Here is a 24,861-nt window from a genome sequence, read left to right as displayed (position 1 = left end):
GCAAGGGGTGAAGAACTGTTTAAACATGGTCCCCGCCGGGGTGATGACAGATTCGTCATTTCCGGGAAGGTTGCCTTGCCAGCCTGGCCGACTAATGGAACACTATCGGCATTTGGATCGGAGGATTTTTCATGCGTCGCGTTTTTGCCGCCCTGATGTCGCTTCTGTGTACTGTGCCCGTGTTTGTCCCGGTCGCGGCCCAATCCCAGGAACAGGAATTGATACCGGACCGACGGGTGGTGGTGTCGCGCGATATGGATTTCTTCGGCTCTGACCTTCAGGCGCTGTTCGACACCAACATGGCCGCGTGCCAGCAGGTGTGCCTTAACGATCCGTCCTGCAAGGCGTTCACCTTCAACAGCCGATCCAACGCATGTTTCCCAAAAAGCGCCGTCAGCGAACGCCAGGCCTATGAGGGCGCGATTTCCGCTGTGGTGGTGGATGTTGATCCCGCCGTACAGGACCGGGCCGAGGGTCGGGTGAACGATCTGAATTTCCTGCGAAAACGCGATGTCGATGCGGCCATGTCCCAGGCGCGTGATCTTGGCGTGCGGCACATGGGTGGCAAGTGGTCGGTCGATGTCCTGCTCAAGGCGGCGCGCGACAAAGAGGCGGAAAACGATCTCGGCAATGCCTTGCATTGGGTTGGCGCGGCGCTGGCGCAAAATGATGCGGCGGATCTTTGGGTCGACTATGCCCGGCTTGCCCTTGCGAATGAGGCGGTGGCGACATCATCCTCAAATCGTCGCCGGTTTGCCGCCACGGCGGTGGCCGCCGGGGTCAATGGCTATTTGCGTGCGCCAAATGATCCGGGGCGGATTGCGGCGCTGTTGATTCTGGCCGAGGGGCTGGAAGAATCAGGGCGCGGTCGCGACATGGTGCCGACCCTGCGTCTGGCTGAATCGATCCAGCCGCGCGGGGATGTGGTGGCGGCGCTGGACGCGGCGATCAACAAATATGGGTTCCGCATCACCGAACATCGCACCGAAAGCGACAAGGCCGAGCCGCGGATCTGTGTCACCTTCAGCGAGGATCTGGTGCGCACCGGGGTGGATTATGCGCCTTATGTGCGGCTGCCTGATCCGGGGCTGGTGGTCAGCGCGTCCGGGCGCGACGTCTGTGTTGGTGGTGTCGAGCATGGGCATCGCTACACCATCACCTTCCGCGAGGGGCTGCCGCCGCGTCTGGCGAAGAAATGGTCAAGGATGTGACCATCACGCAATATGTCCGCGACCGGTCGCCTTCGGTTGCCTTTACCGGGCGGTCCTATGTGTTGCCGCGGTCTTCGGATGCGGGGTTGCCGATTGAAACGGTGAACCTGACAGAGGTGGATTTGACGCTGCGCCGGGTCAGTGATCGCAACCTGTTGCGCGCCATTCAGGACAGCTTCTTTGGCGAGCAGATGAACAATTATCTGGTGCGTGAATTTGATCGAGAGGTCGGAGAAACCATTTGGCAGGGTGTGGGGGAGGTTGAGCAACAGTTGAACCTTGATGTGACCACCCGTCTGCCCATGGGCGATGCGCTGGCCGATCAACCGCCGGGCATTTATGCCCTGACGGCGCGGGTGCCGTCCGAAGATGAATATTCCGACAATATCGCCACCCAATGGTTTGTGTTGTCTGATCTGGGGCTGGCCAGCATGTCGGGCAGCGACGGTCTGCATGTGTTCATTCGCGGGCTGGGCGATGCCAAAGGCAAATCCGATGTGTCTGTGCAATTGATTTCCCAGGCCAATCGCGTGCTGGCCGAGGCCAAAAGCGATGCCTCTGGCCATGTGCAGTTTGATCCCGGCCTGACCCGTGGCACCCAGGGGGCCGCGCCGGCGCTTCTGGTGGCCAGGACCGAGGATGACATTGCCTTTTTGTCGCTGAAAGATCCGGCGTTTGATCTGTCCGACCGGGGTGTTGAAGGGCGCGAACCTGCGGGCCCGGTCGATGTGTTTCTGGCGACGGACCGTGGCGCCTATCGCGCCGGCGAGGTGATCGAGGCAACTGCATTGGCCCGCGATTCCCAGGCGCGTGGTATTGACGGCCTGCCGCTGGTGGCGGTGCTTACCCGACCGGACGGGGTGGAATATTCCCGCCATCTGTCGAACGATGGTTTGGCAGGCGGGCATGTGTTTTCCATGCCAATTGGCGCAACCGTGCCGCGCGGCACCTGGCGGATTGAGGTTCATTCCGACCCGGATACCCCGGCATTGGTGACCAAGACCGTGCTGGTCGAGGATTTTCTGCCGGAACGGATTGATTTTGACCTGTCGCTGCCAGAGGGGCGGATCACCGCGAGTGACACGCCGGATCTGAGCATTGAGGCCAAATATCTGTTTGGTGCGCCGGGGGCCGACCTGCCGGCGGAAATTCGGGTGCGCCTGTCGCGCGCCAGCGGGATCGAGGGCTGGGATGGATTTACCTTTGGTCGCCACGACATCACCTTTGATCCGCGCACCCGCTATATGGATGGTGGGCTGCGCAGCGGGGCAGATGGCACATTGTCCGTGCCGTTGGAATTTCCCGCGATAGAAGGTGACGCCGCATCGCTGCCGATGACAGCCGAGGTTGTGGTGTCGATGTCCGAAGGATCGGGGCGCCCTGTGGAACGCCGGTTGAGCCGGGATTTGGCCGCATCCGGCCGGGTGATCGGCATCAAGCCGCTGTTTGATGGCGTGGTCAAGGAAGGGTCCGAGGCGCGGTTCCAACTGATTGGGTTGGATGCCGAGGGCGCCGCCAGCGATATGCCGGTAAAATGGACGCTGAACCGCGTGCGCACCACATATGAATGGTATCGCCTTTATGGTCAGTGGAACTGGGAGCCGACGGTGGTCCGCACCGAAATGGCCAGCGGCACGGTGACCCTGGGCAACGCACCGGTCGAAATTGGTGCAGATGTCGACTGGGGCAATTATGAGCTGGTGGTCGAACGCGACGGCGGCACATATGTGGCTGCCTCTACTGAATTCTGGGCCGGTTGGTATGTGCCTGCGGATGCCACCAGCACGCCCGACACGCTGGAACTGTCGCTCGACAAACCCGCCTATCGGTCTGGTGAGGTCGCGACCCTGCGGCTTGTGCCGCGCTATGCCGGCACCGCGCTGATCACCGTGATGTCGCATCGGCTGATCGACATGCAGACCGTCGCGGTCACCGAGGGCGAAAATACCATTCCCCTGACCGTGACCGATGAATGGGGCGCCGGGGCCTATGTCAGTGCCACGGTGATCCGGCCGATGGACGCGCCGGCAGGGCAAAATCCGGCCCGTTCGCTGGGGCTGGCCCATGCCAGTATTGATCCAGGTGCCAAGGCGCTGGATGTGACGTTGATCACAGGTGAAACTTCGAAGCCACGCGGACCTTTGACCGCGACGGTACAGGTTGATGGCATCACAGAGGGCGAGACCGCTTATGTCACCGTCGCCGCCACCGATCTGGGTATTTTGAACATCACCGGATTCCAGAGCCCCGATCCCCAGGGCCATTACTTTGGCCAGCGCAAACTGGGGGTCGAGATGCGTGACCTTTATGGGCGACTGATTGACGGGTTGGATGGCTCTATGGGGCGTATTCGGTCGGGCGGTGATGGCGCGGATGGCGCCCGGTTCAACAGCCCGCCGCCAACCGAGGATCTGGTCGCGCGTTTCTCTGGTCCGGTCACGATTGGCCCGGATGGCCGCGCCGAGGTGTCGTTCGACATCCCGGAATTCAATGGCACGGTGCGTCTGGCCGCGGTTGCATGGTCATCCACCGGCGTTGGACAGGCCGAAAAGGACGTGTTGGTGCGCGATCCGGTGGTGGTGACTGCCTCTTTGCCCCGGTTCCTCGCCCCCGGTGACAGCAGCCGCATGTTGCTGGAGGTTGTGCATGCCGAAGGTCCGGCAGGCCGCATGGGGCTGGACATCACGGCGCAGGGTGTGACGCTGAACGCCACCGCAATCCCGTCGGACATTGACCTGGGCGACTTGGGCAAGGCCAGTTTTGCCGTGCCGATCACCGCGATCAGCGAGGGCGATCATGCGATCACCGTGGCGCTGACCACGCCGGATGGTTTGGTGCTGCGCAAATCGCTGACCGTGCCGGTGCGCAACAACGATCCCGAAGTGTCGCAAACCCGGCGCTTCTCGCTCGCTGCGGGCGAGACATTTACCTTTGATGACAATGTCTTTGCCGGTTTGCGGCTGGACACCGCCTCGGCGCTTGTCGCCGCCTGGCCCATTGGCACGTTTCGATGCGCCGCGGCTGCTGGCCTCGCTTGACCGGTATCCATACGGCTGTACAGAACAGATCACATCCCAGGCGATGCCGCTGCTCTATCTCAGCTCGGTGACCGACGCGATGGGCCTGACCGAAACCGCACGCATTCAGGAGCGGATCGACCAGACCGTCGCGCGTATCCTGACGCGACAGGCGCCGAATGGTGCCTTTGGTCTGTGGCGGGCGCAATCGGGGGATTTCTGGCTGGATGCCTATGTCAGCGATTTCCTCAGCCGCGCGCGGGCCAGTGATTTTGCCGTGCCTGATCTGGCCTTCCGTCAGGCGATGGACAACCTGAAAAACCGGGTAAACTATGCCCCGGACTTCGACGATGGCGGCGAAGATATTGCCTATGCGCTTATGGTGCTCGCGCGTGAAGGCGCGGCGGCGGTTGGCGATCTGCGCTATTATGCGGATGTGAAGGGCGGTGATTTCGCCACACCACTGGCGGCGGCGCAACTGGGCGCGGCGCTGGCGATGTATGGCGATCAGACCCGCGCTGACCGGATGTTCACCATCGCGGTACAGAAACTGGGCCAGCGGACCGGGCCGGAAAGTCCACTGTTCCGTGTCGATTATGGCACCGATCTGCGTGATGCGGCGGGGCTGTTGTCGCTGGCGGTCGAAGCTGGATCAAACGCCATCGACCGCGAGGCGCTGATCCAGCGGATCTCGGACAGCCGACCAGAGCTGTCGACCCAGGAACAGGCCTGGTCGCTGTTGGCCGCCCACGCCATGGTGGCCGACCCGACGGCGTCAAATGTCCTGCTGGACGATGCGCCGGTCGAGGGGCCAATGGTGCGCCGGTTCCTGAACGGCGACGCGCCGCGCACGATCACCAACAATGGCAGCACCGCCACCAGCGTAACGCTGACCACATTCGGCAAACCGTCGGAACCTGTGGATCAGGGCGGTTATGGCTATCGGATCGAACGGCGCTACTACGACATGGACGGCGCAGAAGTGACCGGGGCGGTGGCGCTGGGCGACCGTCTTGTGACTGTGCTGCGGGTGATCCCGGCCGAGGAAACCGGCGCGCGGCTGATGATCAATGATCCGCTGCCCGCAGGGTTCGAGATCGACAATCCCAACCTGTTGCGCTCTGGCGATATTCGCGCGCTTGATTGGCTGAAACCGAAACAGGCCGAACATACCGAGTTCCGCGCAGATCGTTTCCTTGCGGCGGTGGATCATCGCGGCGACAAGGCGTTTGAACTGGCCTATATCGTGCGCGCCATTTCACCGGGCGCATTCCACCACCCGGCTGCCGTGGTCGAAGACATGTATCGGCCGCAATATCGCGCGCGCACGGCATCTGGGCAGTTGACGGTCGCACCGTGAGATGGCTCTGCCTTCTGGTCCTGCTCCTCTGGGGCGGGGCCGTGCTGCGCGATGGATTTGACGCCTGGGTCGAGGACACTGTGCTGCCGCCGGTTCTGGCCGAAACCTCGGTCGAGGTTCTGGACCGCAACGGGCGGCTTTTGCGCGGTTATACGGTCGAAGACGGGCGCTGGCGGTTTTCCGTCACCTTGGATGAGATCGACCCGAAACTGGTCGATATGCTGGTCGCCTATGAGGACAAGCGGTTTTGGGATCACCCCGGCGTGGATGGTATCGCGATCAGCCGCGCGGTGGCACAGGCGCTGCGCAATGGCCGGATGGTTTCGGGGGGATCGACCTTGACGATGCAGGTTGCCCGGCTGCTGGAGGATAGCGGCACAGGGGCCTTGGCAGGCAAGATCCGACAGGCGCGGCTGGCATTGGCGCTGGAGCGCAAGCTGACCAAACGCGAGATCCTGACGCTTTATTTCACCCATGCGCCATATGGTGGCAACCTCGAAGGGGTGCGGGCCGCGACGCTGGGCTATTTCGGCAAGGAACCCCGCCGCCTGACCCCGGCGGAGGCTGCGATGCTGGTCGCCCTGCCACAAAGCCCCGAAGGCCGCCGCCCCGACAAACGCCATGCCCGCGCCGTTGCCGCCCGCGACCGGGTATTGGCGCGGATGCAGCGTTATGGCGTGATTGATGCCGACACGGCCTTGGCGGCCCGGCGCGAAGTGGTGCCGACAACGCGGCATGATTTTCCGGTTCTTGCGGCGCATCTGGCGGATCGCGCGCGCGATGACGCGCCGTTTGCCGCTGTGCATGACCTGACAATTGATCGTGACCTGCAAGCGCGTCTGGAAGATCTGGCCGCCCGTGCGGTGCGCGGCGAGGGCGACCACCTTTCCATCGCGATGGTGGTGGCCGATCATGTCACGGGCGAGGTTCTGGCCTCGGTCGGATCAGCGGGTTTGACAGCGGGCGAGGCGCGCGATGGGTTTATAGATATGACCCAGGCCTTGCGATCGCCGGGATCGACATTGAAACCGCTCATTTATGCGCTGGCCTTTGACCGTGGGCTGGCCCATCCACAGACGTTGATCGACGACACGCCTGTCCGCTTCGGGGCCTATGCGCCACAGAATTTCGATGGCCAGTTCCGGGGCGAGGTGACGGTCGAACGGGCGTTGCAGATGTCGCTGAACATTCCCGTCGTCAAACTGACCGAGGCGTTGGGACCAGCGCATCTTATGGCGGCGCTGCGCCGTTCCGGGGCTGAACCGGCCTTGCAGGGCACGCAGCCGGGATTGGCGATTGCCTTGGGCGGTTTGGGGCTGACGTTGGAGGATATGGTGCAGCTTTATGCATCACTGGCCCAGATGGGCCGGGCGCGCCCGCTATACTGGCGGCAGGGCGCAACGCCCCAGGCCGGCGCGGATGTCACCGGCGATATTGCCGCCTGGCAGGTGGGGCATATCCTGGCGGATATGGTGCCGCCGCCGGGCGCGCCGCGCGATTGGCTGGCCTACAAGACCGGTACATCTTATGGCCACCGCGATGCCTGGTCGCTTGGGTTTGATGGTCGCCATGTGGCGGGCGTCTGGATGGGGCGGCCCGATGGCACGCCGGTGCCCGGTGCCTTTGGCGGCGATATGGCCGCGCCTGTGCTGTTCGAGGCGTTTCAGCTGTTGAAAACCGCGCCCGATGATTTGCCGCCACCGCCCGCCGCCACGCTGATGTTGCGCAATGCGGATCTGCCGCAGCCGCTGCGCCGCTTTCGGGCGCGTGACGGGCTGTTCAGCAGATCAGGGACATCGCTGCAAATGGCCTTTCCGCCCGATGGTGCGGTGATGGCGGGAAATCATGTGACGGTGAAACTGCGCCACGGCGTGCCGCCCTTTACCCTTTTGGTTGATGGGGCACCGGTGATTACCGGCGCCCGTGACCGCGTTTTGCCCGTGGTGCTACCGTCCCGCGGGTTTTCGCGACTGGCGGTGATTGACGCAGCCGGAGCGTCGGTTGGCGCCATGATCCAACGTCCCTAGGATCCTGACCCCAGGATCACACCCGTTCAATCGCCAGTGCAATCCCCTGTCCGCCGCCAATGCACATGGTGATCAGCGCCCTGGACCCGCCGGTGCGTTCCAGTTCATAGAGCGCTTTGACCACAAGGATCGCGCCGGTCGCGCCCACCGGATGGCCCAGCGCAATCGCCCCGCCGTTCGGGTTCACCTTGGCCGGATCAAGGCCCAGTTCCTTGTTCACCGCCAGGGCCTGGGCGGCAAAGGCTTCGTTTGATTCGATCACATCGAAATCGCTGATCGCCAGACCCGTGCGCGCAATCAGATTGCGGACCGCTGGCACCGGGCCGATGCCCATGACCTCGGGCCGGACACCGGCATGGGCATAGCCCAGAACCCGCGCACGCGGTTTCAACCCGGATTTCTCTGCGGCTTCGCCCCGCGCCAGAACAAGTGCTGCCGCGCCGTCATTGATGCCGCTGGCATTGCCGGCGGTCACGGTGCCGTCCTTTTGGAACACGCTGCGCAACCCGGCCAGAGCCTCGGCTGTGCTGGGTTTGGGGTGCTCGTCCACCGCAAACGGCACCATGTCGCGTTTTACCCGCACCTCGACCGGTGTAATCTGATCGGCAAAACGGCCCTCGGCAATCGCACGTGCGGCCCGGGTTTGACTCTCCAACGCGAAAGCATCCTGATCCGCGCGGCTGATCCCATGTTCGGCGGCGACGTTTTCCGCTGTGACGCCCATGTGGCCGGTGCCAAACGGGCAGGTCAGCGCCCCCAGCATCATGTCGACCGTCGTAATATCGCCCATCTTGGCGCCAAACCGTTGCGCAGGGTTGATGAAAGGGGACCGGGACATGGTTTCCGCCCCGCCGCCAGTGCGAAATCCGCATCCCCCAGCAAAAGGGATTGAACCGCCGACACCACGGCCTGCGCCCCGGAGCCACACAACCGGTTCACGTTCATCGCCGGGGTGGTGTCCGGCACGCCCGCGGCAATCGCGGCGGCGCGGCTCAGGTACATGTCGCGCGGTTCGGTGTTGATCACATGGCCAAAGACCACATTGCCAATCTGCTCTGGTGCGACATCGGCCCGTTGCAGGGCCGCCTTTGACGCGGCGGTGGCCAGATCAATGGGCGCCGTGCCACTAAGCGTGCCGCCAAAGGTGCCGATGGCGGTGCGCGCGCCCGCCAGAATTACGATATCCTGTGACATGATGGTCCTCTTTCCCCGTTTCAGCGCCAATATGCGCCGAGGATCGCGGCCTGTCACAACGACGTTCCGTCACGGAACCTGCTTGATATTTGCCCGGCTTCTCGGCATCATTCCGTCATGACGGAAACATCGGACGATATTCTGGCACTTTTGCCCGCCCGCCTGAAAGAGGCGCGCCGCACCCAGGGGTTGTCGCTGGATGCGGTGGCAAAGCTGTCTGGGGTGTCGCGGTCCATGGTCAGCCAGATCGAACGCGGCGAAAGCAGCCCGACAATTGCCACCCTGTGGAATTTGACGCGGGCGTTACAGGTCGATTTTGCCGGGCTGTTGGAAGAAGAAGTTCAGACCAACCGGATCGAGGTTCTGCGCGCCGACCAGATCCCGACCATCGACAATATGGGCGCGGGTTGTCGCATTCGCATCTTTTCACCGCCGGAAGAGGCCGGGCGCAACGAGCTTTATGAATTGCTGTTTGACGCGGGCGGGCGGCTGGACAGCCAGGCCCATAAACGCGGCACGGTGGAAACCCTCAGCGTGATCTCAGGCCGTCTGGAGGTCACCTCTGGCGAGGCCATTGCCCGGTTGGAGCCGGGCGACAGTGCACGTTACGCGGCGGATTTACCGCATCGTATCCGGGCGCTGGATGGCGATGCCAAGGCGTTTCTGATTGTCCAGGACTTCTCTGGCTAGATCACCGGCAATTGTGGGTTTGACCCGCGGAAAGGCCGGGATCGACCGGGGTGGAAAATTTTCGCCTGTCGAAAAATCCGTTATTTCGGAATTCTGTCTGTTGTGTTAGAAGTGCGGCCAGCAAAGGAGTCGCTCTATGGCACAGATGTTTCTTGACCACCTGAAATCCACCCTGTCCGGGATCGAAGCGGATGGATTGATGAAGATTGAACGGCCGATCACCTCGGCCCAGGGCGCGCGAATGCAGGTTGGCGACCGCCAGATGATCAACCTTTGCGCCAACAACTACCTCGGGCTGGCCAATCACCCGGCGCTGGTCCAATCTGCCAAGGATGCGATGGACAGCCACGGCTATGGAATGGCCTCTGTCCGGTTTATCTGTGGCACACAGGACATTCACCGTACGCTGGAGCAGAAGCTGGCGGCGTTTCTGGGAACGGATGATGCGATTCTGTTTGCCGCCTGTTTTGATGCCAATGGCGCGGTGTTCGAACCGCTGTTGGGGCCCGAGGATGCGGTGATCTCTGATGCGCTGAACCATGCCAGCATCATCGACGGCATCCGCCTGTGCAAAGCCAAACGCTATCGCTACGCCAATTCCGATATGACGGATCTGGAGGCCAAGCTGAAAGAAGCGCGTGAAGGCGGTGCGCGGCACGTGATGATTGCCACCGATGGTGTGTTTTCGATGGATGGCTATCTGGCCAAACTGGACGAGATCCGGGCGCTGGCCGACACATATGACGCGATCCTGATGGTCGATGATTGCCATGCGACGGGCTTCATGGGCCCGAAGGGTGCCGGCACCCCGGCGCATGCCGGGGTCTCAGCGGATATTCTGACCGGCACATTGGGCAAGGCGCTGGGCGGGGCGATTGGCGGCTATATCGCGGCGGCGCAACCGGTTGTGGACTTGTTGCGGCAACGCGGGCGGCCCTATCTGTTTTCCAACTCATTGCCGCCGGCCGTGGTTGCGGCGGGGATCACTGCCCTCGATCTGGTTGAACAGGGGGATGATCTGCGCGCGAAATTGTTCGCCAATGCCGCCTATTGGCGCAAGGGATTGACGGATTTGGGGTTTGACCTGTTGCCCGGTGAGCATCCGATCATCCCGGTGATGCTGGGCGAGGCCAAACTGGCCCAAGAGATGGCGGCAAAGCTGTTTGACGAAGGCGTCTATGTTTCGGGCTTCTTCTTTCCGGTTGTGCCCAAGGGGCAGGCGCGGATCAGGACCCAGATGAACGCCGCCCTGACACAGGATGATCTGGATCAGGCGCTGGCCGCGTTTGAACGCGCAGGCCGTGCCGTGGGAGTGTTGAAATGAGAAATGACATGAAGGCGCTGGTCAAATCCGAAGCACGTGAAGGGCTTTGGATGCATGACGTGCCGGTGCCGGAAATCGGGCCGGATGATGTGTTGATAAAAATCAACAAGACCGGCATTTGCGGCACTGATGTGCATATCTGGAACTGGGATGACTGGGCACAGAAAACCGTGCCGGTGCCGCTGGTGACGGGGCATGAATTTGCCGGTGAGATTGTTGAAATCGGCGCGCGGGTCGAAGATCTGAAAATCGGTCAACGCTGTTCCGGCGAGGGGCATTTGATTGGCAAGCATTCACGCCAGAGCCGGGCAGGCAAGTTCCATCTTGACCCGGAAACCCGGGGCATTGGTGTGAATGAACAGGGGGCCTTTGCGCAATATCTGCGCCTGCCTGCGTTCAACGTTGTGCCGCTTCCGGATAAGATCGACGATGAAATCGGCGCGATCCTCGACCCATTGGGCAATGCGGTGCATACCGCGCTCAGCTTCGATCTGGTGGGCGAAGATGTGTTGATCACCGGTGCCGGTCCGATTGGCATCATGGCGGCGGCAGTGGCCCGCCATGTCGGTGCGCGCCATGTGGTGATCACCGATGTAAACCCCGACCGGCTGGCGCTGGCGGCGCGGGTGACGGATGTGGTGCCGGTGAATGTCGCCGAACAGGATCTGAACGACGTGATCAAATCGCTGAAAATGCGCGAAGGTTTTGATGTCGGGCTGGAAATGTCCGGCAATCAGCGCGCATTGGACCAAATGGTCGAGGCGCTGGTCATGGGCGGGCGTATTGCCCTGCTTGGTATCCCGCCGGGCAAATCCCCGGTGGATTGGAGCCGCATCGTGTTCAAGGCGATCACCCTGAAAGGGGTCTATGGCCGCGAGATTTTCGAAACCTGGTACAAGATGATTGCCATGCTGGAAAACGGGTTGGATGTGCGCGGCGTCATCACCCACCGTTTCCGCGCGGCAGAGTTTGAACAGGGGTTCGCTGCGATGCGGTCCGGCAACAGCGGCAAGGTGGTGCTGGAGTGGTAGAGGCCTGGCCGCCCGTCGGTCTTTCGGCTGCGCAATGAAGGCGCAGCCGAAGATTTTCACGCCGGTCTATGCGCCGTAAGGCACCCAGATGTTCTTGACCTCGGTCGCGGCATCAAGGAATGCACGACCCTCGCCCGAGGGGCCAAACCAGTCGCGCGCCTTGGCGTTGTTGACCCAGGTCCGTTTGAGGTTTGCCGCCGCCCCGCGTTCGATGTCCGCGGCGAGATCGGTCGAAGAAAAGCTCCAGACCGCATCGACATCCATATGTTCGCTTAGGGTTTTGGCCAACTCGCCATGTGATCCGGTCAGGATGTTGACCACGCCACCCGGCACATCAGAGGTTTCGAGGATCTGATAAAAATCGGTTGCCGCCAGCGGAAAGGCTTCGGAGGCGACCAGCACACAGCGGTTGCCCATCGCCATCGCCGGACCCATGGCCGACACCAGCCCCAGAAGCGGCAGCGCATCATCACAGAGCGCGCCGATCACGCCCACAGGTTCGCGCATGGCCAATGCAACGGCGCGGACCGGCACATTATGCGCCTGGCCGTCGAATTTGTCGGCCCATGCGGCATAGGTGAACAGGCGCTTGATCGAGGTCTCGACCTCTTTTGTGCCTTTCTTTCCACCGGTCAGCGCGTCGATGCGCGCGGCAAATTCATCCGCCCGCGCCGACAGATTTTCAGCGATGTAATACAGGATCTGCGCCCGCAAATGTCCGGTGGTCGCGCCCCAGGATGCCGCACCCTTGGCCGCTTCGACCGCGTTGCGCACATCCTTGCGATTGGCGAGGCTGGCATGGCCCAGCAACGCGCCCTTGGGCCCGTAAACCCCACGCGAATAACCGCCATCTGGTCGCGCCTGCTTGCCCCCGACATAGAGCTTTGCGGTGCGGTCCAGCGGGTCGACCGGCCCTTTGGTCCCGGCGAAGGCCACAACGGGATCTTGCGCCTTGGCCTCGCCCGCATCACGGGTATAGGCCGACATGCCTTCCCAACCGCCCTCGCGGCCAAAACCGCTTTCACGCACACCCCCGAAACCGGCGGCGGCATCGAACATATTGGTGCCGTTGATCCAAACCACACCGGCCACCAGTTTCGGCGCAATATCCAGCGCGACATTGATATTCTCGCTCCACAGCGTCGCGGCAAGGCCATAGCGGGTGTTGTTGGCGATCTGCACCGCCTCTGCCGGGGTGCGAAAGGTGGTTCCGACCAGAACAGGCCCGAAAATTTCGTCCTGCATCAGCGTGTCACTGGGGTGCAGCCCGGTGATCAGCGTTGGCGGATAGAAACAACCCTGCGCCGGCATGTCGACATTGGCGCGATAGGTCTCGCCGGCGGTATTGCCGTCCACCATCGCGGAAATCGTCTGGAGCTGCACCGGATCGACAATCGCACCGACGTCGATGCATTTGTCCAGTGGATTGCCCATCCGCAGCTTGTCCATCCGGGCGCGCAGACGGCTGTGGAACGTGTCGGCAATGCCTTCCTGCACGATGAGGCGGGACCCGGCGCAACAGACCTGGCCCTGATTGAACCAAATCGCATCGACCAGCCCCTCGACCGCGCTGTCGATATCGGCGTCTTCGAACACGATATAGGGCGATTTGCCGCCAAGCTCCAACGTCAGTGCCTTGCCGCTGCCCGCCGTCGCGGCGCGAATGGCACGGCCCACGGGGGTGGACCCGGTAAAGGCAATCTTGTCGATACCGGGGTGGTTGACGATGGCCTCACCAACCGCGCCATCGCCGGTGACGATATTGACGACACCCTTGGGCAGACCAGCCTGGGAGCAGATATCGGCGAACAGCAGTGCCGTCAGCGAGGTATATTCCGCCGGTTTCAGCACCACCGTATTGCCCGCCGCCAGCGCCGGGGCGATTTTCCATGCCAGCATCAACAGCGGGAAATTCCACGGGATGATCTGGCCACAGACGCCATGCGCCACCCGTCCGGGCAGTTCAAAATCCATCAGTTGCGCCATGCCGGCGTGATAGTAGAAATGCCGCTGCGCCAAGGGCACGTCGATATCACGGCTTTCGCGGATCGGTTTGCCGTTGTCCAGCGTTTCCAGCACCGCAAACAGCCGCGCATGTTTCTGCAACAGACGGGCAATGGCATAGAGGTATTTCGCCCGGCCATGCCCGTCCAGCCCCTGCCATTTGACTTGGGCCTTGCGCGCGGCGGCGACGGCGTCGTCAATCTCGCTCGGGATGGCCTGGGTCAGGTCGGCCAGCGTTTCGCCATTGGCAGGGTTCTTCGAGGTGAATTCGCCCCGTGCCGCGGTCCAGTCGCCATTGATGTACATGCCAAACCGGCTGCCCTGATCAACGATCCAGGCCAGTGCATCACCGGCGCTTTCGGGGGCGGGGCCGTATTCCATGGTTTCGAAAATCTCTTTCACACTCATTGCGGCGTTCCTTTCAGAACAGAGTAAATGATGTAGCCAATCCAGACAAACGCCAGACCCCAAAGCAGATATTGCACCCAGGCGGATCGCCGGTGCAGCGCCGCATAGGCGCGCAGCTCATCCGGCAACCGGTCGTCAGGGGGTGGCAAGAACAGCGGATCAGGCCCAAGAAGGCGTTGCATCCGCGTCGGCAAGCCCCGCATGGCGCGGCGAATGCGCCGCCAGCGCCAATGCGAACTGCCAATGACAAGCATCGCAAACAGGGCAATTGCAGCGGTTTCCGGAGAGAGCTGCATGGCGTTAGCCTATTGCGTGGCGATAGCTGGCGGAATACCGCCCGGTTACGTGGTGTTCCAGCTGGCGTTCGATATCGCCCAGCAGGGACGATGCGCCAAAGCGGAACATGTCGGGTTGCAACCAGCGGTCGCCAAGCTCGTCTTTCATCAGCGCCAGATAGGTCAGCGAATCCTTGGCCTTGGAAATCCGCCGGCGGGTTTGTATCCGACGCGCACGCCGGTGCGTTGATGGTATTCGCGGATTGCGCGGATCATCACCAGCGACACGGGCAGGGTGGCATTGACGCTTTCCTTGCCGGTCGAGGTCTTGATGAAATCCGCCCCCGCCATCATGCAAACCAGGCTGGCGCGGGCGACATTCTTCAACGTGCCCAATTCGCCAGTCGCCAGGATCGCCTTGACATGTGCTTCGCCACAGGCGGCGCGAAAGGCGCGCATCTCGTCATAAAGCGCCTGCCAATTGCCGGTCAGGACATGGCGGCGGGAAATCACGATGTCGATCTCGCGGGCACCGGCCTGGACGCTTTCATGGATCTCGGCCACGCGAAGGTGAAACGGCGACAACCCGGCGGGAAACCCGGTCGAGACCGCCGCGACAGGGATATTCGTGCCCTCCAACGCGGCGACGGCGGTGGCCACCATGTCGTGATAGACACAGATCGCGCCGGTGGTCAGCCCCTCCATCCCCAGTTCCTGAAGGATGTCGGCCCGCACCGGTTGGCGCGCCTTGGCACAGAGCCGCCGCACCCGGCCCTCGGTATCGTCACCGGCCAATGTCGTCAGGTCGATGCAGGAAATGGCCCGGCAGAGCCAGGCCGCCTGAAAGTCCTTTTTCACACTGCGCCGCCCCGGCAAGGTCGCCGCGCGGCGTTCGATGGCGGATCGGTTGGCCTCTACCCCCAGCACCCAGTCCAGGTCCAGCTCCATTCCGGGATTGCGTGGCTCAAATGTCTGGGGAAGATGTGTGGTGTCTTCTGCGGTTTTGGTCGTGGTTGCCATGGGCTCCCTCCCCCTTGGATCAATTGCTGCAACGGTGCCATGATGGGGCAAGGGCGGCAAGGGGTCGCTTTGCGGAAGGTCGCGGGCAGAGCGTGCGAAGGCGCGTGTATGTGGGGGAGGCGGCGGGATTGTGGGAGGTTGGCGGGCCAGGTGCGCCAAGCCGCAGGATAGATGGGCCAGCCCCCGAACCACAGGACGGATGGGGGGCCAGCCCCCCAAACCGCAGGATAGATGGGGGGCCAGCCCCCCAAACCACAGGACGGATGGGGGGCCAGCCCCCCAAACCCCCCGGGATATTTCTGGTCAGATGAAAGGTGGGGGGGCGTGTTCAGCGCACCCAGACCTCGACGCGGCGATTGGCCTGTTTGCCCCATGCGGTGTCATCACAGGCCATGGGCAGCGCTTCGCCAAAGGCATCGGTTTCCACCACAACCCGGTCGAAATTGGCGGTTTCGGCGGCGGCAATCACGGCGTCGCGCACGGCAGCGGCGCGTTTCATCGCGATGTCGCGATTGCCGCTGGCGGGGCCGTCACCGTCGGAAAAACCGACAAACATCACGGATCTTGTGTCGTATTTGCCGGCCTCCAGCGCACGGGCCAATTGTTGGACGTTGGAGCGGGATTGCGCATCCAGGAGTGCCGATCCGGCGCGAAACCGGAAAGAGGTCGACAGGCGCGCCCGTGTGCCAAGGGTGGCGACCATGCGTTTCAGTTCATCCAGGCTGGTTTCCGATCCGGCGGCAGAGATCGCATTGGCAAAGCGATCGCCCTGGGCGTTGATTGCGACCTCTTCCGGGGCCTGATCCACAAAGCCGGCGCGGCGGATGACGATCTGGGCTGTGTCGGACCGGGTGAAGGTCAGGAAATCCCGCGCCAGTTTTGGCAAGCGGCGGGCGGGCAGATAGAGGAACATTGGCGCGGTCAACGGGTAATCTTCGGTTTTGATCGCCAGCCGGGTGGCGCGCAGCTGAAACCCGCAGCGTCCCGACAGCAGCACCGGTTTGGCATTGCCGATTTCGGAAAAGCTGGCGATGCCAATGCCCAACACGTCATTGGCCACCGCATCAGCCAGATCGCTGTTGGTGGCATGGCGGGTGATGTCATTCGCCAGCGACAGACGCGCAGGCGCCATCAGCCGATCCTGAACCGATTGCGCGATGCCCGATTGTGCATCCCGCAGATGCAGGACAATCGGCGCGTCCGGCCCGCCCAATTGCAGCCAATTGGTAATGCCACCGCCAAAGATGCGCGCCAGTTGGGCCGGGCTGATGGCCGCCATTGGATTGCGTGGCGACACGATTGGCACCATCGCATCCAGCGCCAGAACCCGGCTGCGATTCGCCCCGGTCAGATCCCCCAAGCCGACCTCGCGTGCATTGCGCACTTCGGAGGGGCGCACCTCGCGCAGGGACATGACAATGTCGCTGTCATCGGCCAGGAGATCGGCAAAGCCTTCGTTAGTGTTGGTGTTGTGAAAGTGGAACAGCGCCTTGGTGTCGCCGCTTTCGCGGTCGCGCAGCGCATAGGTGAATCGCTCTGGTCCCGTGACCTGGCGCAGGGCTTGCAGGTCATTGCGCAGGGCGAAGGCCTCGATCAAGGCCGGCATCAGCACCTCTCCCATGGTGGCAGAGCCCGAAACCCGCATTTCGGCGACGTAAGCTTCGAGGTTGGGACATCCCGGCCCGTCGCAGCTTACTCCAGAGGCATCAATGGTGATTTCGCCATAAACCGTATCCAAACGATAGAATTCGCCATCAAAGCCACGCAGCGTGCCTTCGATTTCGACGGCGCCGTCGAGCGATGTCAGGGTGACATCCTGTGCCGAGACCGCCGGAGCCAGGCCTGTCAGAAATAGGAAAAGTGCGGCGCAGAACGCCGCACATTGCTTGGTCATTTGGCTCGGCCCTCAGGTCGCTGTTCAGTTGCGGGCGACTTTCAGGTCTTGGAGCAAATTATTCAACACCAGAAAGTCACCAGAGGCGTCACAGGCGGGCATATATAGCGTCAGATCATTGGTGCGCAGGGCTTGACCCGGTGTCAGCTGCAATGTTTGGGCATCAATTTCGCGGTCGCAATTGGCCGAGGTCACTTCTGCTTCGATCGAGAGGCCGATTTGGCCATCATTTTCGCTGGTGCGGGTGGGGAAGGTATAGATTTCCGCCATCAATGCCGCAGGCCCGGTGTCATGGCCGAAACGGGACAGGAAACCAGAGGTGCCATTGGCGGCATCCTTCATGTTGCCGGGGGCCCCGCTGAAGATATGGCCCTTGTCAAAATATGTCGCGCCAAATTCCAGCGCATGCAATCCAAGACCGGCATTGCCGTGCCATTGGACGACAACCCGGTCATAAAACGCCAGCGTGGGCACGTCGATCTGGGCCACGGCGCCTTCGCCATTGGCAAAAGATGCGATGAACACGGCGTTTTCCGACAATGCGGGCACCCGCAGTTTGCTTTGGCCGTTGGCGTCGGTCAGCGCGTGAAACATCATGCCATTGTGATGCAGGGTAAATCGGGCATCGGGAAGGCAGCTGGCAGTGACCATCAGATCGGCCATGGCGGTTGGCGCGGGATCTGCGGTCATGGTGATGTCACAGGCCGTCGATGGCACGCTGGCGGGGGCGGAGTTTGGCGCCACTTGCATGGGTGCGGCGGCGGCGACCAGAATTCCGGCGGTGTCCTCGGGGGAGGTTTGAAACGGATTGGGCGCGTCAGCATCCTGCAACAGCGCGACTTCCAGCGGGGCTGGCTCGGCCTCCGGCTCTATTTGAAGTGCGGCGATTTGATCCTGTGGCAATGCGGCCGGGGGCGCGTCGTCTGGCAGGATCGCAGAAGATGTCGGCGTGACATTGGCCAGCCCAAGGGCGCTGGTAAGTTCGGAGACCGATGCGGTTTGCGGCAAGATCTGTGCCGTGCTCAGGTCGGCGGTGTGATTGGAATTGGGTGATGTGGCGTTGGCCGGTGTGTTGACCCGTGCGATGGCTTCGGCGTGTCGCAGTTGATCCGCAGCGGGGTGACCGCCGAAATTCTGCATGACAAACCCGATGGCAAAGATCGCCGCCCCACTGCCAAGCGCCAGAGTGGCCCGGTTGACCGGGATACCGCGCAGCATGGATTTGGCTCCGCCCTTTTTTGCACCAGATGCGCCGCCGGTGGCTTTGCCACGGGCAAATTTGCCCAGGGGCATCGCGCCCAGCGTCAGTTTGCCTTTGGGCAGCTTGGGCAATGTGCCAGTGATGATTTTACCGAACCGAAGTTTCATCTTTTACTCCACACCCGTCGTCGGGATTTTCCGCAGACTGGTATGGTGGAAGAACGGGGCAGAGATGCGGCGGTTACGCGGAGAGATTCGGACGATTGTCGCCACAATTTTCGCATTTGCACCACAATCCGGCGGTTATGCGGATATTGTTCCCGCCGCCTTCACAAATCGTGAAAGCAAAAAGGCCGGGCAATCCGCCCGGCCTTTTGCAAAATCAATTGTCGTTCATGCGGTCAAACGCGACCGTGGCAATGTTTGAACTTCTTGCCGGATCCGCAGGGGCAGAGTTCGTTGCGGCCGGGAGTGCCCCAGGTGGTGGGATCATTTTCGTCAAAGCCCGGCAATGCGCCGTCTTCTCCGGCGGCGGCGATCGCCTCGCCTTGGGGCTGAGCCGGCGCTTCGGGTTCGGGGGCGGCCTGACCAACGGGCTGGGCCTGTTGTTCCAGCTCTTTCTGCGCCGCCTGCTGTGCCTGGATCTGGCGCATCAATTCGGCCTGCTCCTCTTGCGACATCGGGCGGATCTGGGCGAGCTTCTGGCTGACTTCTTCGCGCAGGCTTTCCAGCATGGTTTCGAACAGTTGGAAGGCCTCGTTCTTGTATTCATTCAACGGGTCACGCTGGGCGTATCCGCGGAACGCCACAACCGAGCGCAGATGTTCAAGCGTCAGAAGGTGCTCGCGCCATTTGCCGTCGATGGTCTGTAGCAGCACCTGCTTTTCGATGTTGCGCATGGTTTCGGGGCCGAATGCCGTGGCCTTTTGCGCCATGTATTTGTCGCTCTCGTCTTCCAGACGCTCGCGCATGACCTCCTGGTCGACACCTTCTTCGTCGGCCCAATCCCGCAACGGCAAATCCATGCCAAGATACTGGATCGCAGCGCCCTGAAGCCCCTCGATGTCCCATTGATCGGCATAGGATTTTGGCGGCAGATATTGATCGACCAGCTCGTCGATTACATCGTGACGCATGTCGCGCACAATCTCGGAGAGATCTTCGGCTTCCATGATCTCGCGGCGCTGGGAGAAGATCACCTTGCGCTGATCGTTCATCACGTCATCGAATTTCAGAAGCTGTTTGCGGATGTCAAAGTTGCGGCCTTCGACCTTGGCCTGGGCGCGTTCCAGCGATTTGTTCACCCAAGGGTGTTCGATCGCCTCGCCCTCTTTCATGCCAAGGGTGTTGAGCACCTTGTCCAGACGTTCAGAGCCGAAAATCCGCATCAAATCATCGTCAAGCGACAGGAAGAAGGACGACCGCCCCGGATCGCCCTGCCGGCCCGAACGACCGCGCAGCTGGTTGTCGATGCGGCGGCTTTCGTGGCGTTCGGTGGCCAGCACATAAAGCCCGCCTGCATTGATGACCGCTTCTTCGTCTGCGGTGTGGCCCTCTTCGATCCGTTGCCGGATCTCTTCGGGGTCGGCATCCGGGGCGGCGGCAATGGCATCCATGATCTTGAATTCGACGCTGCCGCCCAATTTGATGTCGGTGCCGCGCCCGGCCATGTTGGTGGCGATGGTCACAGCGCCCAGTTTGCCGGCATCGCCGACGATCTGGGCTTCTTGTTCGTGCTGGCGCGCGTTCAAAACATTGTGTTTCAACCCGGCCTGGGTCAGCGCCTGGCTCAGCATTTCCGATTTTTCGATCGAGGTGGTGCCGACAAGCACCGGCTGGCCCCGTTCATGTGCGGCCTTCACCTCTTCGATGACTGCCTTGTATTTTTCTTCCGCCGAGCGGAACACCTTGTCGTCTTCGTCGACGCGGGCAATGCCCTTGTTGGTCGGGATTTCGACCACGCCAAGACCATAGATTTCGGCAAATTCCTCGGCTTCGGTCACAGCGGTGCCGGTCATGCCGGACAGACGACCATAGAGCCGGAAATAGTTCTGAAAGGTCACGCTGGCCAATGTGACGTTTTCGGGTTTGATTTCGCAGCCCTCTTTTGCCTCGATCGCCTGGTGCAGGCCATCGGACAGACGGCGCCCGGACATCATCCGCCCGGTGAATTCGTCAATCAGTACGATTTCATTGTCGCGAACAATGTAATCCTTGTCCTTCTGGAACAGCTTGTGGGCGCGCAGCCCCTGATTGACGTGGTGCACCACGGTGGTGCTTTCCGGATCATAAAGCGACTGCCCCTCGGGCAGCAGCGTATGCGCCCGCAGCTGGTTTTCCAGATATTCGTTGCCCTCGTCTGTAAAGGTGACGTTGCGGGTCTTTTCGTCGATGGTGTAGTGATCTTCGCTCAGCAACGGGATCAGCTTGTCGATGGTCTGATAGAGGTCGCTGCGATCCTCGGCCGGGCCGGAAATGATCAGCGGGGTCCGCGCTTCGTCGATCAGGATGCTGTCGACCTCATCCACCACGGCAAAGTTATGTCCGCGCTGGAACATATCCTTCAGTTCGGATTTCATGTTGTCGCGCAGGTAATCAAACCCAAGCTCATTGTTCGTCGCATAGGTGACGTCGCAATTATACGCGTCGTGTTTTTCCTGTTCGGATTGCCACGGATAGACCACGCCAGTGGTCAGCCCCAGCGCGCCATACACCTTGGACATCCATTCGGCGTCACGTTTTGCAAGGTAATCGTTGACCGTCACGATATGCACGCCCTTGCCGGTCAGCGCATTCAGATAGGCCGGGAAGGTCGCCACCAGGGTTTTGCCTTCGCCGGTTTTCATTTCGGCGATATTGCCCTGATGCAGGAAAATCCCGCCCAGAAGCTGCACGTCAAAGGCCCGCAGGCCCAGCGCCCGTTTGGCGGCCTCGCGGCAATTGGCAAAAGCCTCCGGCAGGAGGTCATCCAGGCTCTCGCCGCCCTTGGCGCGATCGGCCAGATCCTTGGTCTTTTGTTTCAGACCGTCATCTGTCAGCGCCTCGAACTCGGGCTCCAGCGCGTTGATCTTGTCGACCAGCGGGCGGGTCGCCTTGATCTTGCGGTCGTTCGGCGTTCCAAACACCGATCTGGCGATTTTTCCAAAGCCCAGCATAATCTCTCCGTCGAATAATGCGCAAATCTGCGTGTGCCCGCCTTGCCCGTCATCGCCGCAACCCATATGGATTTGGGGAAACAGGTGCCCGGCTGGACAAAAGCGATGTAAGGGCCACCCCAAGCAGTGTCAACGTCGCCCATGGTTGCGGCAATGATTGAAGGAACAGATGATGTTGAAATGCCTTAAATCCACGGTCTTTGCGGCGCTCCTTGCCGTTCCGGCATATGCAGAGCAGCACAGCGCCCCAACTGCCGATACGGTGGTGGCAACGATCAATGGCACCGAAGTGACCCTGGGTCACATGATCATGATCCGCGCCAGCCTGCCGGAACAGCTGAAGCAATTGCCCGATGACGTGCTTTGGGATGGCATCCTGGACCAGATCATTCAGCAGACCGTTCTGGTGCAATCCGGCCCCGATACGGTCTCTGCACGGGTGGCCATGGCGCTGGACAACGAAGAGCGCGCCCTGCGTGCGGCGGAACATGCGCAATCGGTGATGGATGGCGCGATCAGCGAAGCGGCCATCGCCGCCGCTTATGCGGACAGCTACGAAGGCGCGGATCGCGGTGTTGAATTCAATGCCTCGCACATTCTGGTGGAAACCGAAGAAGAGGCTGCCGATCTGGTGACCCGCGCCCGTGACGGCGAAGATTTCGCGGAACTGGCCAAGGCCCATTCGACCGGTCCCTCTGGCCCCAACGGCGGCAACCTGGGTTGGTTCGGCGAAGGCATGATGGTGCCGGAATTCGAGAATGCAGTCAAAGACATGGGCAAGGGCGATATTTCCGAGCCGGTGCAGACCCAATTCGGCTGGCACGTGATCAAGTTGAATGACACCCGCGTGCAGGAAGCACCGGAGCTGGAGGCCGTACGCGGCGAATTGGAAGAAAAGGTGCGCAACCAGGCCCTGGAGGCCGAGCTGGACGCTTTGACCGACGCAGCAGAGGTCACGCGCACCGAAAAGGAAGAAATTGACACGGCAATTCTGAAAAACCTCGATCTTATCGGACAATAAATCATGGCCAAATCGCTCAAAGTATCGCCTCTCGCCCCTGCAAAGTTCCCGGATCTACCGGTGATTGGCGGGGTCACTTTCGCCGCGACGGAGGCCGGGGTGCGATACGCCGGGCGCAAGGATGTGATGCTGGCGCTGCTGGCACCGGGTACGGCGGTGGCGGGGGTCTTTACCCGCTCCGCCACCCGCTCGGCGCCGGTGCTGGATTGTCAGGCCAAACTTGGCGGCGACCCTGCCGCCGGGGCGGCGATTTTGGTCAATGCAGGCAATTCCAACGCCTTTACCGGGCGGCATGGCGACGAATCGGTTGCGGCGATCTGCAACGCTGTTGCCGCCACAACCGGCTTGCCCCAGGCGCGGGTCTTTACCTCGTCCACCGGCGTGATTGGGGAACCCCTGCCGCATGACCGGATCATCACCGTGCTCGACCAATTGGCCAGCAGCCAGACCGATGCCGGGATCGCGGACGCGGCCCGGGCTATCATGACGACAGACACCTACCCCAAGGGCGCGGCGCGCGACGTTGAGGTCGGCGGTCAAAAGGTACAGATCGCAGGTATCGCCAAAGGCTCTGGCATGATCGCGCCCGATATGGCGACGATGTTGGTGTATATCTTTACGGATGCCAAAATCAGCCAGGCGGAATTACAGGGCATGCTCTCGGAATTGACCGACCTGACCTTCAACTGCATCACCGTCGACAGCGACACCTCCACGTCCGACACGCTGCTTCTGGCGGCAACCGGGGCGTCGGGGGTGGATGTGTCCGACAATGCGACCTTCAAAGAGGCGCTGTTCGAGGTGATGATGGACCTGTCGCATCAGGTCGTGCGCGACGGCGAAGGCGCAACCAAGTTCGTTCAAATCGACGTGACAGGCGCGGCCAGTGATGCCGAGGCCCATACCCATGCCATGGCCATTGCCAACTCACCTCTGGTCAAGACTGCCATCGCGGGCGAAGATCCCAACTGGGGCCGGGTTGTCATGGCGATCGGCAAAAGCGGCGCTGCGGCGGATCGCGACCTGATCACAATCCGTTTTGGCGATGTGCTGGTGGCGGACAAGGGCTGGGTCTCGCCCGAGTATCGCGAAGAGCAGGCTGCTGCACATATGAAAGGCGAACACATCCGTATTGCGGTGGATCTTGGCCTCGGATCTGGCGCGCGTCGCGTCTGGACCTGTGATCTGACCCACGGCTATATCGACATCAACGCCGATTACCGGTCCTGAACTGGCCCTTCTTCTGTTTCCAAATATCCCGGGGAGCGCGAGGGGCTGGCCCCTCGCTCTGTCCGGTCAACGAATTGCGGTATTATGAAAAACATTGTTCTCGTGTCTGCCGTTGCCCTGATTGATCGCGATGGTCGTGTCCTTTTGGCGCAACGCCCGGAAGGCAAATCCATGGCCGGGCTTTGGGAATTCCCCGGCGGCAAGGTCGAGCCCGGCGAAACCCCGGAAGCGGCCCTGATCCGTGAATTGCACGAGGAGCTGGGCATAGACACCTGGGCCTCCTGTCTTGCTCCGTTGACCTTTGCCAGCCATTCTTATGATGATTTCCATCTCTTGATGCCGCTGTTTGCCTGCCGGAAATGGCAGGGTGTGCCCCAACCACAAGAGGGCCAGACATTGAAATGGGTGCATGCCAACGCCCTGCGGGATTACCCGATGCCGGCGGCGGATATCCCGCTGATCCCTATCTTGCGGGATTGGTTGTAAAGTCTCTCTCACCCGATTGGCGCTGTAGCTCGGCCAAATGATTAATATTTCCGCGCACATGCGGATATTTGCGCAGTGCTTCCGCGGATTTTAGCTCGACTTTAATGCTTTTTGTCGTAATCTGTTTACAATGGCATTGGGGAGAGAAAAATGCTGAGAACCATCACTCTGGGCAAGTATATTGCCGTTCAGGGCATATTCGTAAGTGAATTGTCCGATGGCCGAATCGCGGTTCGCGATGGGGCCCGCGTTTATGAAGGTCGGCCGGTTTCGTCCAAAACCGCCTGAACCGCGGAAACGCAAGAATACCGAAT

The 24,861-nt window shown here is 61.5% G+C and carries 13 protein-coding genes and 3 pseudogenes; 9 read left to right on the top strand and 7 right to left on the bottom strand.

The window, feature by feature from the left end:
• Positions 1 to 131 precede the first annotated feature (131 nt).
• Both AC0L4F_RS19240 and pbpC read left to right on the top strand, forming a co-directional pair.
• Positions 132 to 5,588: pseudogene (locus tag AC0L4F_RS19240) on the top strand (alpha-2-macroglobulin family protein).
• Complete coding sequence (pbpC, locus tag AC0L4F_RS19235) at positions 5,585 to 7,615, top strand: penicillin-binding protein 1C (protein ID WP_244691002.1); 2,031 nt, start codon at positions 5,585 to 5,587, stop codon at positions 7,613 to 7,615. The pseudogene AC0L4F_RS19240 and the gene pbpC overlap by 4 nt, the downstream one beginning before the upstream one ends.
• Before the next feature lie 16 nt (positions 7,616 to 7,631).
• Here pbpC and AC0L4F_RS19230 read toward each other — a convergent pair.
• Positions 7,632 to 8,809 (bottom strand): annotated as a pseudogene (locus AC0L4F_RS19230) (acetyl-CoA C-acyltransferase family protein).
• A gap of 117 nt (positions 8,810 to 8,926) precedes the next feature.
• On the opposite strand from AC0L4F_RS19230, the gene AC0L4F_RS19225 reads away from it, so the two are divergent.
• The 3 genes from AC0L4F_RS19225 (at position 8,927) to tdh (ending at position 11,854) form a co-directional block, all read left to right on the top strand.
• Entirely contained in the window at positions 8,927 to 9,499 is a 573-nt protein-coding gene (locus AC0L4F_RS19225; RefSeq protein WP_244691001.1) for a helix-turn-helix domain-containing protein, read from the top strand.
• A 136-nt stretch (positions 9,500 to 9,635) separates the two neighbouring features.
• On the top strand, positions 9,636 to 10,823 hold the full coding sequence (locus AC0L4F_RS19220; protein WP_244691000.1) for a glycine C-acetyltransferase: 1,188 nt from the start codon (positions 9,636 to 9,638) through the stop codon (positions 10,821 to 10,823).
• Complete coding sequence (gene tdh, locus AC0L4F_RS19215) at positions 10,820 to 11,854, top strand: L-threonine 3-dehydrogenase (RefSeq protein ID WP_244690999.1); 1,035 nt, start codon at positions 10,820 to 10,822, stop codon at positions 11,852 to 11,854. Before AC0L4F_RS19220 ends, tdh begins: the two co-directional genes overlap by 4 nt.
• A gap of 66 nt (positions 11,855 to 11,920) precedes the next feature.
• Here tdh and AC0L4F_RS19210 read toward each other — a convergent pair whose 3' ends face one another.
• The 6 genes and pseudogenes from AC0L4F_RS19210 to secA form a co-directional block, all read right to left on the bottom strand.
• Positions 11,921 to 14,266 (bottom strand): aldehyde dehydrogenase family protein, encoded by a 2,346-nt coding sequence (locus AC0L4F_RS19210; protein ID WP_244690998.1) that lies wholly within the window; start codon positions 14,264 to 14,266, stop codon positions 11,921 to 11,923.
• The gene (locus AC0L4F_RS19205) at positions 14,263 to 14,562 is read right to left on the bottom strand and encodes a hypothetical protein (protein ID WP_244690997.1); all 300 of its coding nucleotides are present in this window, start codon (positions 14,560 to 14,562) and stop codon (positions 14,263 to 14,265) included. Before AC0L4F_RS19205 ends, AC0L4F_RS19210 begins: the two co-directional genes overlap by 4 nt.
• Before the next feature lie 4 nt (positions 14,563 to 14,566).
• Positions 14,567 to 15,561 (bottom strand): annotated as a pseudogene (gene deoC, locus AC0L4F_RS19200) (deoxyribose-phosphate aldolase).
• A 328-nt stretch (positions 15,562 to 15,889) separates the two neighbouring features.
• Positions 15,890 to 17,455 (bottom strand): substrate-binding domain-containing protein, encoded by a 1,566-nt coding sequence (locus AC0L4F_RS19195; protein ID WP_244690996.1) that lies wholly within the window; start codon positions 17,453 to 17,455, stop codon positions 15,890 to 15,892.
• 24 nt (positions 17,456 to 17,479) lie between these two features.
• Complete coding sequence (locus AC0L4F_RS19190; RefSeq protein WP_244690995.1) at positions 17,480 to 18,823, bottom strand: hypothetical protein; 1,344 nt, start codon at positions 18,821 to 18,823, stop codon at positions 17,480 to 17,482.
• A gap of 233 nt (positions 18,824 to 19,056) precedes the next feature.
• Entirely contained in the window at positions 19,057 to 21,810 is a 2,754-nt protein-coding gene (gene secA, locus AC0L4F_RS19185; protein ID WP_244690994.1) for a preprotein translocase subunit SecA, read from the bottom strand.
• Positions 21,811 to 21,982: 172 nt separating this feature from the next.
• On the opposite strand from secA, the gene AC0L4F_RS19180 reads away from it, so the two are divergent.
• The 4 genes from AC0L4F_RS19180 (at position 21,983) to AC0L4F_RS19165 (ending at position 24,835) form a co-directional block, all read left to right on the top strand.
• Positions 21,983 to 22,831: a peptidylprolyl isomerase gene (locus AC0L4F_RS19180; RefSeq protein ID WP_244690993.1), complete on the top strand. Its 849-nt coding sequence runs from the start codon at positions 21,983 to 21,985 to the stop codon at positions 22,829 to 22,831.
• Positions 22,832 to 22,834: 3 nt separating this feature from the next.
• Complete coding sequence (argJ, locus tag AC0L4F_RS19175; protein ID WP_244690992.1) at positions 22,835 to 24,061, top strand: bifunctional glutamate N-acetyltransferase/amino-acid acetyltransferase ArgJ; 1,227 nt, start codon at positions 22,835 to 22,837, stop codon at positions 24,059 to 24,061.
• An 84-nt stretch (positions 24,062 to 24,145) separates the two neighbouring features.
• Entirely contained in the window at positions 24,146 to 24,547 is a 402-nt protein-coding gene (mutT, locus tag AC0L4F_RS19170; RefSeq protein WP_244690991.1) for an 8-oxo-dGTP diphosphatase MutT, read from the top strand.
• A 150-nt stretch (positions 24,548 to 24,697) separates the two neighbouring features.
• Complete coding sequence (locus AC0L4F_RS19165) at positions 24,698 to 24,835, top strand: hypothetical protein (protein WP_244690990.1); 138 nt, start codon at positions 24,698 to 24,700, stop codon at positions 24,833 to 24,835.
• The last annotated feature ends 26 nt before the right edge of the window (positions 24,836 to 24,861 follow it).

The sequence above is a fragment of the Marinovum sp. J2-8 genome (assembly GCF_055808435.1).
Note: the sequence above shows the minus strand (reverse complement) of the source record. Positions and strands in the feature narration are given on the sequence as shown.